Raw genomic sequence first — 15,672 nt, 5'->3', positions numbered from 1 at the left:
ACAGAACCAATGTGGAAGCGAGCCTGCTCGCGAAAGCTATTTACCAGGCACCACCGATCTTGAGGGCTTAACCCTGCGTTTCCTGTTCCAACTCTTCCTCAGCCGCAACAGCCTTACCCTTGGTCTTCAACTCGCTGACAATCACCGCCACCACAATCAATCCTGCACCCACCAGCGCAATCGCCGGCAACCGTTCACCCGCGATCCTTCCGACAATCCCAGCCCAAACCGGCTCGCCGGCATAAATCAACGTCGCCCGGGTCGGCGAAACACTCTGCTGCGCCCAGTTCATCGCCACTTGAATCGCCGCACTGGCCGCGCCCAGGCCCAACGCGCTGCATAACAGCAGCCAGGAGAAGTCCGGGATCCTTTCCTGAGTCGGCACCACCATCAAAAACGCCAACGCCGAGGTGACCGCCAATTGCACCACCGTCACTCGCCGCACATCGACCTGGCCGGCATACGTGCTGATCAGAATGATCTCCGCCGCAATCGCCACGGCGCTGATCAACGTCGCGATTTCACCCGGGCTGAAATTGAAAGAAGCGCCGGCCGGTCCTGACAGCAACATCAACCCGGTAAACGCCAACATGATCCCGATGCTCGGCATCAACCCCGGACGCCGCCCCAGCACCAGCCATTGCAACAACGGCACGAAGGGCACGTACAACGCAGTAATAAACGCCGACTGACTGCTGGGAATGCTCTGCAACCCGACGGTCTGCAAACCATAACCGAGCATGATCGCCACACCGATAAAGGCCCCGGCTTTCATTTCGAACAGGGTCAGGTCACGCAAGTGTCGCCAGGAAAACAGCGCAACAATGATCGCCGCGGCGGCAAAGCGCAGACCGACGAAGAACATTGGCCCGCTGACGGTCATCGCGTGCTGCACCAGCAAGAAGGTGCCGCCCCAGACCATGGTGATCAGCACCAGCACGCACTCGGCCTTGCTGAACCGCGAGAAACGGGAGGAAGTGTAAGGGGTATTCACCGACGTCATGACCTTGCGCGCTACCTGAGGGGGACGCACAATGCGCCGAATGTTGCGCAGTATACTGCCCAACCCCACCAAGTGAGCAATATAGTGCACAAAGATTCTACCCAGCGGGCTTCGGTCCTCCAGCACGTCAGCCAGAACGTTCGACGCTTGCGCCACGCCGCCGACATGAGCCAGGCAACTCTGGCGGAAAAATCCGGTGTCAGCCGCCGGATGCTAGTGGCGATCGAGGCCGGCGAGAAGAACGTCAGCCTGACCACCCTCGACCGCGTGGCCGAAGCGCTGGACGTGGCGTTCAGCGACCTGATCCAGGCCCCGGACGCACGCGACCCGAGCCGCATCAACGAAGTGGCCTGGGCCGGGACGATTCCTGGCAGCAAAGCCGTTTTACTCTCCAAAGCCACCGCTACCCGCGAGGTGGAACAGTGGGAATGGTGCCTGCAACCAGGGGAGATTTATCCGTCGCAACCGGATGCCGAGGGTTGGAGTGAGCAGATCTACGTGTTTGAAGGCTGCCTGACGCTGATGCTGGGTGATACACCCCATGAGATCGCTGCCGGTGAGTTCTACATGTTCGCCAGCAACCAGCCCCACGCCTATCGTAACGATGGGCCGGTGGCGGCGCGGTTTGTGCGAAATGTGGTGATCTAACTGTTTGCGGATCAACACTGGATAGACACTTTGCTGTTTTAAAGCTGCGAGCCTTTCTCGGATAATTATTTAACATATTGAAAATAAAGTGATTTTGTTTCAGGCACGACTCCTGCAAAAGCTCTGGTGCATTCACCAGATCCCGGAGTCGGCCCATGACAGCCTCTGCCCAACCCCCTCGCACCGCCCATGTGATCCGCTCGGACGCCGAGGCGATTGCCGTCGCCCACAAGCTCGCAGCACGCTTTGCCATCGAAGCCAGCGTGCGGGATCGCGAGCGACGCCTGCCAGTCGCCGAGCTCGACGAGTTTTCCGCCAGCGGCCTCTGGGGTATCACCGTTCCCAAGGAATACGGCGGCGCTGGCGTGTCCTACGTGACCGTCGCCGAAGTAATCAAGATCATTTCCGCCGCCGACTCATCCCTCGGCCAGATCCCACAAAACCACCTCGGCGTACTCGACATCCTGCTGCAAACCGCCACCGAAGAGCAGAAGCGCTACTACTTCGGCAAAGTCCTGCAGGGCTACCGTTTCGGCAACGCTTTCTCCGAATCCAAAAGCAAAAACGCCGGGGCCTTCGAAACCCGAATCCGTTTCGATAAAGACACCGCACAAATCGACGGCGAAAAGTTCTACTGCACCGGCGCTCTGTTCGCGCACATCGTGCCAGCGGTGGCGGTTAATGAAGAGAACAAGGCCTTCATTGCCTTCATCGAGCGTGACACTCCCGGCTTGACCGTCATCGACAGCTGGGACGGTTTCGGCCAGCGCACCACGGCCAGCGGCGGCGTCACTTTGAACGCAGTGAAAGTACCGCTCAGCGCGGTCATTCCGGCTCACAAAGCTTTCGACGAGCCCACCGCCGATGGCCCGATTTCACAAATCATTCAGGCGGCCGTGGACACCGGCATTGCCGTCGGCGCCCTGGAAGAAACCAAACGCTACGCCCGCGAAGCCCGACCCTGGATCGACAGCGGACAGGATCACGGCTGGCAGGACCCGTTCAGCATCGCCGCGATCGGCGACTTGGAATGGCGAGTCCACGGTACTGAAGCGATCCTCAAAAAGGCCGGCCGCGCAATCGACCATGCCTTGCTCAACCCCAACGAAGACACGGTGGCCCGTGCTTCGGTGGTGGTCGCTCAGGCCAAAGTGCTGTCCGCCGAGATCGCCTTGCTTGCCAGCAGCAAACTCTTTGAACTGGCCGGTACTCGCTCGGTGCTCGGCAAATACAACCTCGACCGCCACTGGCGCAACGCCCGGACGCACACCCTGCACGATCCGGCACGCTGGAAATACCACCTGATCGGCAACTACTTGCTCAACGGCGTGAAGCCTGCGCGCCACGCCTGGAACTGAGGAGTCCACCATGAACGCTTTGACTCAACCGATTGTTGCCGGGCAGCCCCTGGCCAAAAGTCAGCATGATTTGCACAACGCTCGCAGCGTGCTTGATGCGACGTTGCGTTTCGTCCGTCAGCAGACTCAAACCACGGATGACCCTTACGTCATCAGCCGCTTCGGCGATTTGCACATCCGCATTGAAGTCGCCGCCGCGCTGCTCGAGCGTGCCGAAGATTTTCTGAACAGCGTTGATGACGACACGGAAATTAGCGTCGCCATCGCCGAGTCGCACCTGGCCAGCGCCGACGCGCTAAATGCCGTCAGCAACGCTGAATTCGAACTCACCGGCCAACGCACCGTGTTGCCCGGATCGTTGCATGACCCATTGCACCGAAAACTCCACCTCATCGGTAATTTCCGCCTCAACGGCATCCATCCCCCAAGCTTCAGGAGTGCTGTTTGATGGGCCGCGAAATTCGTCTCAACGCGTTTGACATGAACTGCGTCGGCCACCAGTCGCCGGGGTTGTGGGCGCATCCGCGGGATCGCTCCTGGCAGTACAAGGATCTGGAGTACTGGACCGATCTGGCGAAAATCCTCGAGCGCGGCAAGTTTGACGGTTTATTCATCGCCGACGTGCTGGGCATCTACGACGTTTATAACGGCAACGGTGACGCGGCGATCCGTCAGGCGGCGCAGGTGCCGGTCAACGATCCGCTGCAATTGATTCCGCCGATGGCGCTGGTCACCGAGCATCTGGGATTCGGCCTGACGGCCTCGCTGTCCTTCGAACATCCGTACCCGTTCGCCCGACGCCTGTCGACGCTCGACCATCTGACCAAGGGCCGTGCCGGCTGGAACATCGTCACCTCTTATCTGGAAAGCGGTGCGAAGAACCTCGGCCAGAAAAACCAGACCGAACACGACGCCCGTTACGACTTCGCCGAAGAGTATTTGGAGGTTTGCTACAAACTGTGGGAAGGCAGTTGGGAAGAGGGTGCGATCCTGCGCGATCGCGAGCGGCGCATTTTCAGCGACCCAAGCAAAATCCACGAAATCCAGCACATCGGTAAACACTTCCAGGTGCCGGGCATTCATCTTTGCGAACCCTCGCCGCAACGCACGCCGGTTCTCTATCAGGCTGGCGCATCCAGTCGCGGCAAGCAATTCGCGGCCGAGCATGCCGAGTGCGTGTTCGTCGCTGCGCCGTCGAAAGTGCTGCTGAAGAAAACCGTTGCCGACATCCGTCGTCGGGCTGCCGAAGCCGGACGCGATCCGTCGAAGATTCTGATCTTCAACCTGCAAACCGTGATCCTTGGCGAGACCGACGCCAAGGCCAAAGCCAAGTTTGAGGAATACAAAACCTGGGTCAGCTACGAAGGCGCGATGGCGTTGATCTCTGGCTGGACCGAGATCGATTTCAGCCAGTTCAAACCGGATGAACCGCTCAAACACGTGCACACCAACGCCATTCAATCGGCGGTGGAAGCGTTCTCCACGGCGGACCCGAACAAGGTCTGGACCCCTAACGAATTGGCTGACTGGGTCGGCATTGGCGGATTTGGTCCGTTGTTTGTAGGCAGCCCGGAGACAGTCGCCGACTTGTTGCAGGAGTGGGTCGAGGAGACTGATGTGGACGGCTTTAACCTCGCCTATGCATTGACGCACGAGACCTTCATCGACGCTGTAGAACTGCTGGTGCCGGAGCTGCAGAAACGTGGGGTCTACAAAACCGAATACGCGCCGGGGACCTTGCGCGAGAAGTTGTTTGGCGAAGGGCCGCGATTGCCGGAGATCCATCCGGGCGCGGGTTATCGAGACCTGGCGGCGTTGCGGCAGCAGGAGAAGAAAGTCGCGTCCGCATAGAAGACTCGAACACCACACAAATCCCCTGTGGGAGCGAGCCTGCTCGCGAAGAGGCCGGTACATTTAACATAGATGTTGCCTGATCCACCGCCATCGCGAGCAGGCTCGCTCCCACATTGGATCAGCGTCGTTCCATAGATCTCAGCCCGGCGGACCACCGCGCGCTTTTGCCCATGAACAGGAGGTCAATCCCATGAGCGTGCACGAACTCAAACGTCCGCCAATCGCGGACACTGCAGAGTGGCGGGTCGATCTGCCCAAGGCTTTGGAGCAATTGCGCCACTGGGCTCAGGTCAGATCCTTGCAACCGGCCTTGCGGCACAAACGTCATGGCCAATTGCTGACGCGACCTACTTTGGTACTGCTTGATGAACCTTCCATGGGTTTGGCGCCTATTATCGTCCAGGAGATTTTCGAGATGAAACATTGATCAGTGAGAACGCCATGACTGAAACCGAAAGCGGACAGGCCACCGACGCCATTCGCCACGCGGACATCCTGATCGTCGGCGGCGGCCTCAGCGGCGCAATGCTGGCGGCGCAGTTGCTGCGCCTGCCGGGCAAACGCCAGGTGCTGGTGATCGAACCCCGCGCCGAACTGGGACGGGGCGAGGCGTACAGCGCGGTCGAATTGGGCCATACGCTCAACGGCAATGCGGCGCGGATGAGCGTCGACCCGGACAACGCCGACGACCTGACCCAATGGCTGACCGAGTACATCGCGGCCGGTGGCTGGGCGGAGTCTGACGAGCAACATGTGCCGGTCAGCGAATTGTTCCCGCCCCGGGGGATTTTCGGTCTGTACGTGCGGCAGCGCCTGGCGGAAGCGCAAGCGGTGGGGGTGTTGAACGGTTCAACGGTCGAGCATGTGCGGGCCGAGGTGATTGACCTGCAAACGGCGGATGATTCTGTGTTGCTGACGTTGAGTGACGGGCAACACTTGCAGGGCGCTTATGCGGTGTTGGCCACGGGGATGTTCCCCGCTGCGCGCACGCCCCAGACCGAATCCAGCGGCTTGAACGCCGCTGCGCTTGATCCGTGGGATGTCGCGGCCATGCAGCAACTCGATCCGCAGTCGACGGTGCTGATCATCGGTTCGGGCCTGACCATGGTCGATGCCGTGGTGTCGCTGGAACAGGCCGGGCATCGCGGGCCGATCGAAGTGTTTTCCCGGCATGGCTTGCTGCCTCACGTGCGTCGGCAACCTCCGGTCTGGGTGGATTTTCTCGCCAAGGATCAGAGCATTCGCACACCGCGACAGCTGGTGCGCGAACTGCGTCGGCATTGCCGGGACGCCATCGCTCAAGGCATCGACTGGCAGGCGCCGCTCGACACCGTACGGGCGCACATCGGCCGCTTGTGGAATCAGGCAACGGACGTGCAGCGTCGGCAGTTCGTGCGGCATGTGCGGCCGTGGTGGGAAAGCCATCACCACCGCTCGCCGCCGTTGAGTGCCGAACTGGTGGAACGGTTGCACAAGGAAGGGCGGTTGCGGATTCAGGCCGCGTCGTTCAAAGGGTTGGAGCCTTCTTCGGGCGGTGAAGTCAGTATCCGCATCCGCCGTCGAGGTGAAGCAGAAACTACCGTTGTCAGCGGCGCGGCATTGATCAATTCCAGCGGCATCGAATACGACTGGCGGCGGGTCGCCCGACCGCTGCCACAGCAACTGCTGGCCCGCGGACTTGTCCGGCCCGGGCCGTTGGCGCTGGGGATTGCGGCGGCAGTCGACGGCGCGGTGCTGGATGCCGATGAACAAGCCGCCAGCCGTCTGTTCGCCATGGGCCCACCGTTGCGCGGCATGTGGTGGGAAAGCACGGCAGTGACCGACGTCGCGAGCCAGGCCAAGGCGCTGGCGGCGCGGTTGGCGGGCTAAACCTTCAGAAACAACAAACCCCGGGTAGATCGGATCTACCCGGGGTTTGTTGTTTCAAGCGGTGCAAAGCCGTTGATCAATAACGCTGATACTTCGAACCGAACTCAGGGCGGTTTTCAGCGACGTAGAGTGTGCTCGCCTGGCTGTCTTTGTGATCAACGCCGACGGTGTTCACATTCAATGTGGCCGGTTGGCTGACTTTGGCCGCGGCAACGACTTGCGAGGTGGCGTGTGGGGCGGCGATGGCGGAGGTAGCGCCAAGAACCGAAAGGGCGAAACCAAGACCGATGATGCTTTTCATGATGGTGCTCCAGAGCGTGGGGAGAAGATGGGCCCACTGTAGTGCTGGAGCGTCGCGATGAAAAAACACCCTGACGCATAGTTGTTATCGAGCGCGTTGATCCGCCGTCAGCGGTGTGTGCTACAAAACACAATCAAAATGTGGGAGCGAGCCTGCTCGCGATGGCGGTGTGTCATTCAACAATGATGTTGACTGACAGTGCCTTATCGCGAGCAGGCTCGCTCCCACAATTGATCTTTGTTGTGTGTGGACCTCAATCAATACCGCTGATATTTCGAACCGAATTCAGGACGGTTTTCAGCGACGACCACACCGCCGCGCACTGCGTTGCTCGGGCTGATCAGTGCGACACGTTCGCGCAGTTCTTGCAGCCGCTCGGCACCGCCTTCAGCGACGCGGTTCTGTTGCAGCCGATCAGAACCACCTTCCACCAGGAGTTGCTGGATCTGGCTGTGGGAAACAGCGCTAACGGGTTTGGCCGACGCCAGGCTCGACAGGCCGAGACCACTAACCAGTGCCAGACCGAGTGCCAGGGACGAGACTTTCGAGAAGTTGAACATGGGTAATTCTCCGTGCGTTTAGTTTGAGTGGGTCGGTAGCTGCTGCTATCCGGTGATCACAGTTAAACGCTCGGGTGTATCGGTGATGTGTGCTCGAACAAGCCGAAATCGGTGTCTGCGTATCTGTCGCGGTTTCTTATACAGACGGATACAAAACCCTATGAAAAAGTCTCCTCAGGTTCTGCTGGCGGAGAGCTTCATGATTCTGCGCCGAGCAATTCCACCGGGTAGGAGAATACGTAGCCTTCGCTGCGCACGGTTTTGATATAAGTCGACTCCCGTGAGTCATCCATCAATCGCTGGCGCAAACGGCTGACCAGCAAATCAATCGAGCGGTCAAACAGATCGGCGTCGCGGCCCTGGGTCAGGTTGAGCAACTGGTCACGGCTGAGCACCCGTTGCGGGTGGTCGAGGAACACCCGCAGCAGACGGTATTCGGCGCCACTGAGGGCCACCATCGTGCCGTCTTCGTCGAGCAAGTGCCGGGCGGTGGTGTCCAGGCGCCAGCGGCCGAAGCCCAGCAACCGGCCGCTTTCGGTGATCAGCAGGTTGGGCGGCAGCATCCGGGTGCGGCGCAACACGGCGTTGATCCGCGCCAGCAGTTCGCGGGCGGCGAAGGGTTTGGTCAGGTAGTCGTCGGCACCCATTTCCAAGCCGAGGATGCGATCGGTTTCGTCGTTGCGTGCGGTGAGCATCAGGATCGGCGTGGCTTTGTGTTTGCCCGAGCGCAATTCGCGGCACAGCAGCAGGCCGTCATCGCCAGGCATCATGATGTCCAGCACAATCAGGTCCACCTGATTGGTTTCCAGAAAGCTGCGCATCTGCCGACCATCGGCGACGACGGTGGTGCGCAGGCCGTTCTTTTTCAGGTAATTGCCGACCAGCTCGCGAATCTCCCGGTCGTCGTCGACGATCAGGATGTGGTTCACATGTTCCATCGCTCAAGCCTCTTGTTATTCGCTTTGTATCGCACTGTATCTGGCGCCCTGTGTGACACCTTACGCCTTAATACGCCCGGTTCTACGACACATGGCAGATACTTCGGGCCGATTAAATGGGTTCCATCGAGACAACGCGACTTGCCTCACAAACACTGCCCATTGCAACCCTGAGGAAATCACCATGAACTGGAACAAACTGATTGCCGCCAGCTTCTTCGCGGTCCTGAACGTTGCAGCGTTTTCGGCCCATGCCGATGTTCAAGCGCCGTCGCAGACAACTTCTCACGGCACCCACCTGGATATCAAGAAAGTGGTTTCCCTCGTCGACAACGGCGGCGGCAATTGCGGCATTGTCGATGCCCGACTGACCTACCTCGATTCCAGTGGCGCACAGAAAGTCCTCGATTACAGCAAATTCGCAGAGTGCGGCAATCAGGGCGGCTAGTCTTTTCACTACGCTCATCGCTGTCGATCCAAAACACCCGGTCAACGACTTCCAGGGAAATCACCATGAAGATGAATGTGTTGAGCAAAAAAAACGACTCACGTCGTCGTTTCTTTGGCCCATCGGTCCTCGCTTTCGCGCTGATGCAGTTAGGTGCCCTTGGTGCTGCCAATGCGCAAACCGCGACGCCAGAGCCAGTGGTGGCTAGCGCCGGCACCCTCAAGGCGGACTCGTTCGGCCCGCTGAAGCATGTCAACGCCGGGTTGCTGAATGTGGCTTACGCCGAAGTCGGCCCCGCCGATGGTCCGGTGGTGATTCTTCTGCACGGCTGGCCCTACGACATTCACAGCTATAGCGAAGTGGCGCCCTTGTTGGCGGCCAAGGGTTACCGGGTGCTTATCCCGTATGCACGGGGCTACGGCGACACGCATTTCCTGTCTGACAAGACTGTTCGCAACGGCCAGCCTGCCGCGCTGGCCAGTGATGTCATCGACTTTATGGATGCGCTCAAGATCAAGAAGGCGGTGCTCGGTGGCTACGACTGGGGCGCGCGCTCGGCGGGCATCGTTTCGGCGCTCTGGCCGGAGCGGGTAGAGGCGCTGGTCTCGGTGAGCGGCTACCTCATCGGCAATCAGGCCGCCGGCAAGAATCCGTTGCCGCCCAAGGCCGAGCTGCAATGGTGGTACCAGTTCTACTTCGCTACCGAACGCGGCCAGGCCGGTTACGAAAAAAATCGCCACGACTTCGCGAAGTTGATCTGGGAGCTGGCATCGCCGAAATGGAACTTCGACGACGCCACCTTCGACCGCAGTGCTGCCGCCCTGGAAAACCCTGACCACGTCGCTATCACCATCTTCAACTATCGCTGGCGGCTGGGCATGATTCAGGGCGAACCTCAATATGAAGCGCTGGAGCAGCGGCTGGCCAAGGCCCCGGTCATTACGGTGCCGACCATCACCATGGAAGGTGATGCCAACGGGGCGCCACATCCGGCTGCCGAGGATTATGCCAAGCGTTTCACCGGCAAATATGAGTACCGACTCATCAACGGCGGCATCGGCCACAACTTGCCGCAGGAAGATCCGCAGGCCTTTGCCAAGGCAGTGATCGACGCGGATCACCTCTGAGATCGCGCACCTGTTGCAAGCCAGGCAGCAATCTAATGTGGGAGCGGGCTTGCTCGCGAAGGCGGAGTTTCAGTCACTATTAATGTCGACTGACACACCGCCTTCGCGAGCAAGCCCGCTCCCACAGGGGGAATGGCCTGTTACGCAACCACTTGATAACACGGCACATACGCCGCGCCACCTGGCAGTTTCATCCGGTGCTGGGCGACGAAGGCCTTTAGCAGTTGATCCAGCGGTTGCATCACCGCCGCGTCGCCACGGATCTGGTACGGCCCGTGTTCTTCGATCAGGCGGATGCCCTTGTCCTTGACGTTGCCGGCGACGATACCGGAGAACGCGCGGCGCAGGTTGGCGGCCAGTTCGTGGGCCGGCAGGTTGCGGCTCAGTTTCAGGTTGGCCATGTTTTCGTGGGTTGGATCGAACGGGCGCTGGAAGCCTTCGTCGATCTTCAGCAGCCAGTTGAAATGGAACGCGTCATTGCGCTCGCGGCGGAATTGTTTGACCGCCTTGAGGCCTTGAGTCATTTGACGCGCGACTTCGGCCGGGTCATCGATGATGATCTCGTAGTGCTGCTTCGCGGCCTCACCCAGCGTGGCACCGACAAATGCATCCAGTTGCTCCAGATACGGCGCGGCATGTTTCGGTCCGGTGAGGACCACTGGGAAGGGCAGGCCGGCGTTGTCCGGGTGCATCAGGATGCCGAGCAGGTACAGGAACTCTTCGGCCGTGCCGGCGCCGCCCGGGAAAATGATGATGCCGTGGCCGACGCGGACGAACGCTTCCAGACGTTTTTCGATGTCCGGCAGAATCACCAGTTCGTTGACGATCGGGTTGGGCGCTTCGGCGGCGATGATGCCCGGCTCGGTCAGGCCGAGGTAGCGGCCGCCGTGGATACGCTGTTTGGCGTGGGCGATGGTCGCGCCTTTCATCGGGCCTTTCATCACGCCAGGACCGCAACCGGTGCAGATGTCGAGGCTGCGCAGGCCCAGTTCGTGGCCGACTTTCTTGGTGTATTTGTATTCTTCGGTGTTGATCGAGTGGCCGCCCCAGCACACCACGATCTTCGGCTCGACGCCGGGGCGCAGGGTGCGGGCGTTGCGCAGCAGGTGGAACACGTAGTCGCTGATGCCCTGGGAGGTGCTCAGGTCGATGCGTTGGGCGTCGAGTTCGTTTTCGGTGTAGACGATGTCGCGCAGGGCGCTGAAGAGCATTTCGCGGGTGCTGGCGATCATTTCGCCGTCGACGAAGGCGTCGGCCGGGGCGTTCAGCAGTTCCAGGCGTACGCCGCGGTCCTGTTGGTGAATGCGGATTTCGAAGTCTTTGTAGGCTTCAAGGATGGTTTTTGCGTTATCGACATGGGCGCCGGTATTGAGGATGGCCAGGGCGCACTGGCGGAATAAGGTGTAGGTGCTGCCGGATCCGGCTTCGCTCAGTTGCTGTACTTCACGTTGAGAAAGGGTTTCCAGGCTGCCTTTTGGGCTGACCGAGGCGTTGATTACTTGTCGTTGGGTCATTCAATGATCCTTAAAACGATGCCATCCATACAGGCAAATGGCATCCGAATAGTATGGTTCCATGAAAGAAGATGGCACGAACTGCGCTGTATCGCCATTTCCCCGTTTGACGATGAAAAGATGAAAAGGAGCCTCAGCATAGCTAAATCCCCTGCAGAGGCGATAATGCCCCGCAGCCTTTTTACCCATGCCCTCAAGGAACCCCGTCGCGATGTTCGAAATCCAGCCGCAGAACCCCGAACGCTATCGAAGCCAGACGCGACGCAGCACGATAATCATAGCCTTGATTTTCCTGGCCCTGGCGATGGTGTTGTCCACCACGGCGGTGGCGCTGTTCGGCGAACCCGGTGGCGATAATCTGCGATTTAACGTCGGCGGCGTGTTTGTGTCGGTGCTGCTGATGGCAGCGCTGATGCGCGGCATGTTCTGGACCCAGCCATGGATGGCCCCGGCGGTTTACGGCTGGCAGCTCAAGCGCAGCCTGATGAGCATCACCAACGTCATGCATCAGGTGACGGCGGCGGTGGAGAAGGAGGACCCGACGGCCATGAAGCTGCTGCGTTTCTACCATCTTGGGTTGAGCCAGATGCACGAGCTGGACGGCAACTCCAGTGATCACAGCCAATTGACCCGCGAGATGGATCAGCACAAGGCGCGGATGGAGGCGCTGGGCATCGAGACTGATCAGACGCAATTGAATCCCGCCTGGATCGAGGCCGTGAAGCAGACGCGCGCCTGACCGCGGTAACTGCTGACTGGTTTCCAGCTCGCGCAGCGCTTTGGTCACGGCCGGACGATGGTGGTGGTCACCCATGAAATGGCATTTGCCCGGCAGGTGTCGACCCACGTCATGTTTTTGCATCAGGGACGGGTTGAAGAACAAGGGGCACCGTCTACTGTTCTGGAGAAGCCTGGCAGCGAGCGGTTGCAGCAGTTTCTGGCGGGGAACCTCAAGTAACGCAAAACACTGGCCCACCTGTCGAACGTTCATGCGGATACTTCTCGCCTCATTCACCTATCGGGTGTTTGATGAGGCATAGTCGCCTCCCACCAGGCGGCTAATACCCGTCAGGGGTCATAAAAAGGGCGAACGGGAAGATTCGCCATGTGATCAGCATTCAGGGAGCGTCATGGGTCATCCGTCCGTTAACAATCGTATTGAACAATCCCGCCATGGGCTGCCTTGGGTCGCCGAGCAAGCCGGGGTCACACTCAAGGTTCGCTCTGCGGTGATGCTGCTGGTTGCGGTGTGCCTGTCCATGACGGCTATCGTGATTTGGGAAGCCTGGAACTCGCGCCAGTACCACCTGCATGACAAAGAAGTGGCGATGTCCAACCTTGCCCAGACCCTGGCCTCGCAAGCGCAGGCGTCGATCAAGCAGGCCGATACGCTGCTGTTTACCTTGGTGGATCGCCTCGAAAACGACGGTATCGACCAGGCCCGGGTACCCAGGCTTGAGCGCTTGCTCAAGGACCAGCGCAGTGAACTGAGTCAGATCCATGGCTTGTTTATCTATGACGAAGAGGGGCGCTGGATTGCCAATTCCAACGGCGCCGTCCTGCCCAATGCCAACAATTCCGACCGCGAATATTTCATTTTCCATCGTGATCATCCCGATCGTGGGCCTCACATCGGCCCGTCGATCAAGAGTCGTTCGAGCGGTGAATGGATCATGACGGTGTCCCGTCGCGTCAATCATCCGGATGGCCGTTTTGCCGGCGTGGCGCTGGCAACGATCTATCTCAGCCATTTTCTCGGGCTCTACGACAGCATCGACATGGGTCATAACGGCGTGATCAACCTGATCGCCGACGACGCCACCATCGTCGTTCGCCGGCCGTTCAAAGAAACTGAAATCGGCACCAGCGTCGCCAAGGGGCCGCTGTTTACGCAATTGTTGCCCAAGGGCAATTCAGGCACGGCAATGGTCCCGTCCTATGTGGATGGGGTCGAGCGTGTGGTCGGTTTTCGCAGGGTCGACGGTTATCCGCTGATCATCTTTGCGGCGCTGAATAAAGATGAAGTCCTGGCAGCCTGGCGTAAGGAGGTACTGCTGAGTGCCGGCATCGTCTCGTTATTCCTGGGGTTTCTGGGCGTCCTCGGTTATCGCCTCATTCGCCTCATGAAGCAGCAGAATCACGTGCAGAACGTTCTGCTGGATGCGCAGGAAAAACTCATCGAGGTCAACCGCAGTCTTGAGTTGCTGGCGCTGGAGGACGCGCTGACCGGGCTTTCCAACCGGCGTCAGTTCGATCTGTTCATCCTCGCCGAAATGGGCCGCGCCAGGCGTAACCAGACCCACCTCGCGCTGCTGATGATCGATGTCGATCACTTCAAGAGCTTCAATGATCTTTACGGTCATGTGGCTGGCGATGAGTGTTTGCGCAACATCAGCACGATCATCAGGGACAACATCAAGCGCCCCGGCGACCTGGCTGCGCGCTATGGCGGCGAAGAGTTTGCGGTGGTGCTGCCCGGGACCGACTACGTGGGGGCGTTTATGGTGGCGGAAAAAATCCGTCGCGCGGTTCAGCTAGCCGGAATCGAGCACCGTGAAGGGGCCGAAGGCACAGTGACGGTCAGCCTGGGGGTCGCCGCTTACGATCCGGCGTCACAAGTCCAGCCCAACGACCTGGTGGGGGCCGCCGACAAGGCGCTCTACGTGGCCAAGGCCAGCGGCCGGAACATGAGCGTCATTGCCAACTGAATTCAAACAAACCGGTCACTGCCCTGAACCAGTTTGGTGGACAGGTACGATTGCTTGAGTTTTTCCAGCCACCAGCCCAGGGCGCGGCCGTCATGATCGCCACGCCAGCCGGCATACAAGATATTCGGCTCACGCGGATCGGCCATTTGTTTTTCAACCAGCGTGCCGTTTTTCAGCAGCGAGCCGACCCGATGCTTCGGCAACCAACCCACGCCCAACCCGTCGCACTGGGCGAGGATCTTGGCGCGCATGGTCGGCACGGCGAGCACCGGTTGGCCGCCGGAGACGCCGTAAGTGCTGCCCTCGGAAACCCTGGACGAATCGGCCACGACAATCGCCCGGTGCTGCGCCACCATGGCGCGTGAGATCGGCTCTTGGGCCTTGGCCAGCGGGTGCCGGGGCGAAACCGCGAACACCCATTCCATTTCCCCCAGTTGCATCCAGCGCAAGGAAGGGATCGCGGGTGGCTCGTTGGTGGCGCCGATGATCAAATCCGCGCGGCCTTCACGCAGGGCTTCCCAAACACCTTTGAGGACTTCCTGAGTGATGCGCAACGGCACGCCGGACTCCAGCGCATCGAACTCGTGAATCACCGGGATCAACGCTTCGAATTCGAGCAACTCATCGGTGACGATCCATAGCCGGCTCTCCCAGCCATTGGCCACTTGCTGCACCCGCTGGGTCAGCCGCGAGACGTCTTGCATCAGTCGCGCCGCCTCGTTCACCAGCAACTCACCCGCCGGAGTCAGCTGCAAGCGGTAGCGACGACGGTCGAACAGCAAGGCGTCAAAGCGTTCCTCCAGTTGCCGCGCCGCGTAGGACACCGTCGAGGGCGCCTTGCCCAAGTGGGCCGCGGCCCGTGACAGGCTGCCAGTTTCGCGGATGGCTTCGAGCAAGGTGAGATCGTCAATCGACAACATGGTCTGAATCCTCGAATCGGCTTCAGGTTGCCCGACGTAACTTCCACTGTCTGAACAATCTTAGGTAGACCAGCACGTTGATCGCCAGCACCACGCTGCCCAGTCCCAGCTGAATCGCCGGTGTCAGGCCCGCCGGGTAAATGACCGGCCAAACGTAATGTTCGATGAATCCGCCGCCATAACCGGTTTGCCCGGCCGCGTCGCGCATGAGGTTTTCCCACTCGGTCAGCGGGCAGATCAGGTGGAAGACTTCCACCGACACGCCCCACGCAGCCGCAGGCAGGTGCCACCAGACCAAGGGGCGCCATTTGAGCACCAGCAGCCCGCCGAACAGCACGAATAAAATGAACAACAGATGAAACAGGACCAGCCCGTCGGCGGCGATTCGGTAAAGCATGTCGACTCCCTGACGCGTTATGCGAAT

General features: G+C 59.9%; 16 protein-coding genes and 3 pseudogenes. 12 read left to right on the top strand and 7 right to left on the bottom strand.

Features of this window, described 5'->3' with window-relative positions:
• Positions 1 to 67: 67 nt before the first annotated feature.
• Positions 68 to 1,093: a DMT family transporter gene (locus ACA056_RS16815; protein WP_497266253.1), complete on the bottom strand. Its 1,026-nt coding sequence runs from the start codon at positions 1,091 to 1,093 to the stop codon at positions 68 to 70.
• Here ACA056_RS16815 and ACA056_RS16810 point away from each other — a divergent pair.
• From ACA056_RS16810 to ACA056_RS16780, 7 genes and pseudogenes are all read left to right on the top strand, one after another.
• The gene (locus ACA056_RS16810) at positions 1,088 to 1,651 is read left to right on the top strand and encodes a helix-turn-helix domain-containing protein (RefSeq protein ID WP_497266251.1); all 564 of its coding nucleotides are present in this window, start codon (positions 1,088 to 1,090) and stop codon (positions 1,649 to 1,651) included. The genes ACA056_RS16815 and ACA056_RS16810 overlap by 6 nt on opposite strands.
• 155 nt (positions 1,652 to 1,806) lie before the next feature.
• The gene (locus ACA056_RS16805; protein ID WP_497266249.1) at positions 1,807 to 3,009 is read left to right on the top strand and encodes an SfnB family sulfur acquisition oxidoreductase; all 1,203 of its coding nucleotides are present in this window, start codon (positions 1,807 to 1,809) and stop codon (positions 3,007 to 3,009) included.
• 10 nt (positions 3,010 to 3,019) lie between these two features.
• Entirely contained in the window at positions 3,020 to 3,457 is a 438-nt protein-coding gene (locus ACA056_RS16800; RefSeq protein ID WP_497266247.1) for an acyl-CoA dehydrogenase, read from the top strand.
• On the top strand, positions 3,457 to 4,860 hold the full coding sequence (locus ACA056_RS16795; protein ID WP_497266245.1) for an LLM class flavin-dependent oxidoreductase: 1,404 nt from the start codon (positions 3,457 to 3,459) through the stop codon (positions 4,858 to 4,860). Before ACA056_RS16800 ends, ACA056_RS16795 begins: the two co-directional genes overlap by 1 nt.
• Positions 4,861 to 5,053: 193 nt before the next feature.
• Positions 5,054 to 5,197 (top strand): annotated as a pseudogene (locus ACA056_RS16790) (AMP-binding protein); the annotation flags it as partial.
• Positions 5,198 to 5,281: pseudogene (locus ACA056_RS16785) on the top strand (ABC transporter ATP-binding protein); the annotation flags it as partial.
• Between the two features lie 23 nt (positions 5,282 to 5,304).
• The gene (locus ACA056_RS16780) at positions 5,305 to 6,732 is read left to right on the top strand and encodes an FAD/NAD(P)-binding protein (protein WP_497266243.1); all 1,428 of its coding nucleotides are present in this window, start codon (positions 5,305 to 5,307) and stop codon (positions 6,730 to 6,732) included.
• 76 nt (positions 6,733 to 6,808) lie between these two features.
• Here ACA056_RS16780 and ACA056_RS16775 read toward each other — a convergent pair whose 3' ends face one another.
• The 3 genes from ACA056_RS16775 to ACA056_RS16765 all read right to left on the bottom strand — a co-directional run bounded on the left by ACA056_RS16775 (position 6,809) and on the right by ACA056_RS16765 (position 8,531).
• Complete coding sequence (locus tag ACA056_RS16775) at positions 6,809 to 7,033, bottom strand: hypothetical protein (protein ID WP_134417138.1); 225 nt, start codon at positions 7,031 to 7,033, stop codon at positions 6,809 to 6,811.
• 257 nt (positions 7,034 to 7,290) lie between these two features.
• On the bottom strand, positions 7,291 to 7,593 hold the full coding sequence (locus tag ACA056_RS16770) for a phage infection protein (RefSeq protein WP_497266241.1): 303 nt from the start codon (positions 7,591 to 7,593) through the stop codon (positions 7,291 to 7,293).
• Positions 7,594 to 7,790: 197 nt separating this feature from the next.
• Positions 7,791 to 8,531 carry a response regulator gene (locus ACA056_RS16765; protein ID WP_017339377.1) on the bottom strand — a complete coding sequence of 247 codons (741 nt, stop codon included), beginning with the start codon at positions 8,529 to 8,531 and terminating at the stop codon, positions 7,791 to 7,793.
• A gap of 184 nt (positions 8,532 to 8,715) precedes the next feature.
• Here ACA056_RS16765 and ACA056_RS16760 point away from each other — a divergent pair, with 184 nt between their 5' ends.
• Complete coding sequence (locus ACA056_RS16760; RefSeq protein WP_497266238.1) at positions 8,716 to 8,979, top strand: DUF2790 domain-containing protein; 264 nt, start codon at positions 8,716 to 8,718, stop codon at positions 8,977 to 8,979.
• A 65-nt stretch (positions 8,980 to 9,044) separates the two neighbouring features.
• Entirely contained in the window at positions 9,045 to 10,106 is a 1,062-nt protein-coding gene (locus ACA056_RS16755) for an alpha/beta fold hydrolase (protein WP_497266236.1), read from the top strand.
• A gap of 140 nt (positions 10,107 to 10,246) precedes the next feature.
• On the opposite strand, the gene ppnN is transcribed toward ACA056_RS16755, so the two are convergent.
• Positions 10,247 to 11,620, bottom strand: a complete 1,374-nt coding sequence (gene ppnN, locus ACA056_RS16750) for a nucleotide 5'-monophosphate nucleosidase PpnN (protein WP_008151729.1) — start codon at positions 11,618 to 11,620, stop codon at positions 10,247 to 10,249.
• 211 nt (positions 11,621 to 11,831) lie between these two features.
• Between ppnN and ACA056_RS16745 the strand changes: the two genes are divergently transcribed.
• From ACA056_RS16745 to ACA056_RS16735, 3 genes and pseudogenes are all read left to right on the top strand, one after another.
• Complete coding sequence (locus ACA056_RS16745; protein ID WP_497266234.1) at positions 11,832 to 12,359, top strand: DUF3087 domain-containing protein; 528 nt, start codon at positions 11,832 to 11,834, stop codon at positions 12,357 to 12,359.
• Between the two features lie 48 nt (positions 12,360 to 12,407).
• Positions 12,408 to 12,578, top strand: a pseudogene (locus tag ACA056_RS16740) (histidine/lysine/arginine/ornithine ABC transporter ATP-binding protein); the annotation flags it as partial.
• A 172-nt stretch (positions 12,579 to 12,750) separates the two neighbouring features.
• Positions 12,751 to 14,328 carry a sensor domain-containing diguanylate cyclase gene (locus ACA056_RS16735; protein ID WP_497266232.1) on the top strand — a complete coding sequence of 526 codons (1,578 nt, stop codon included), beginning with the start codon at positions 12,751 to 12,753 and terminating at the stop codon, positions 14,326 to 14,328.
• Positions 14,329 to 14,330: 2 nt separating this feature from the next.
• Here the strand turns inward: ACA056_RS16735 and ACA056_RS16730 are convergent, their stop codons facing one another.
• Both ACA056_RS16730 and ACA056_RS16725 read right to left on the bottom strand, forming a co-directional pair.
• Positions 14,331 to 15,248, bottom strand: a complete 918-nt coding sequence (locus ACA056_RS16730) for a LysR family transcriptional regulator (protein ID WP_497266230.1) — start codon at positions 15,246 to 15,248, stop codon at positions 14,331 to 14,333.
• A gap of 22 nt (positions 15,249 to 15,270) precedes the next feature.
• Positions 15,271 to 15,645 carry a DUF2784 domain-containing protein gene (locus ACA056_RS16725; RefSeq protein WP_497266228.1) on the bottom strand — a complete coding sequence of 125 codons (375 nt, stop codon included), beginning with the start codon at positions 15,643 to 15,645 and terminating at the stop codon, positions 15,271 to 15,273.
• Between the last annotated feature and the right edge of the window lie 27 nt (positions 15,646 to 15,672).

This window comes from Pseudomonas sp. LBUM1666, from assembly GCF_059695775.1.
Note: the sequence above shows the minus strand (reverse complement) of the source record. Positions and strands in the feature narration are given on the sequence as shown.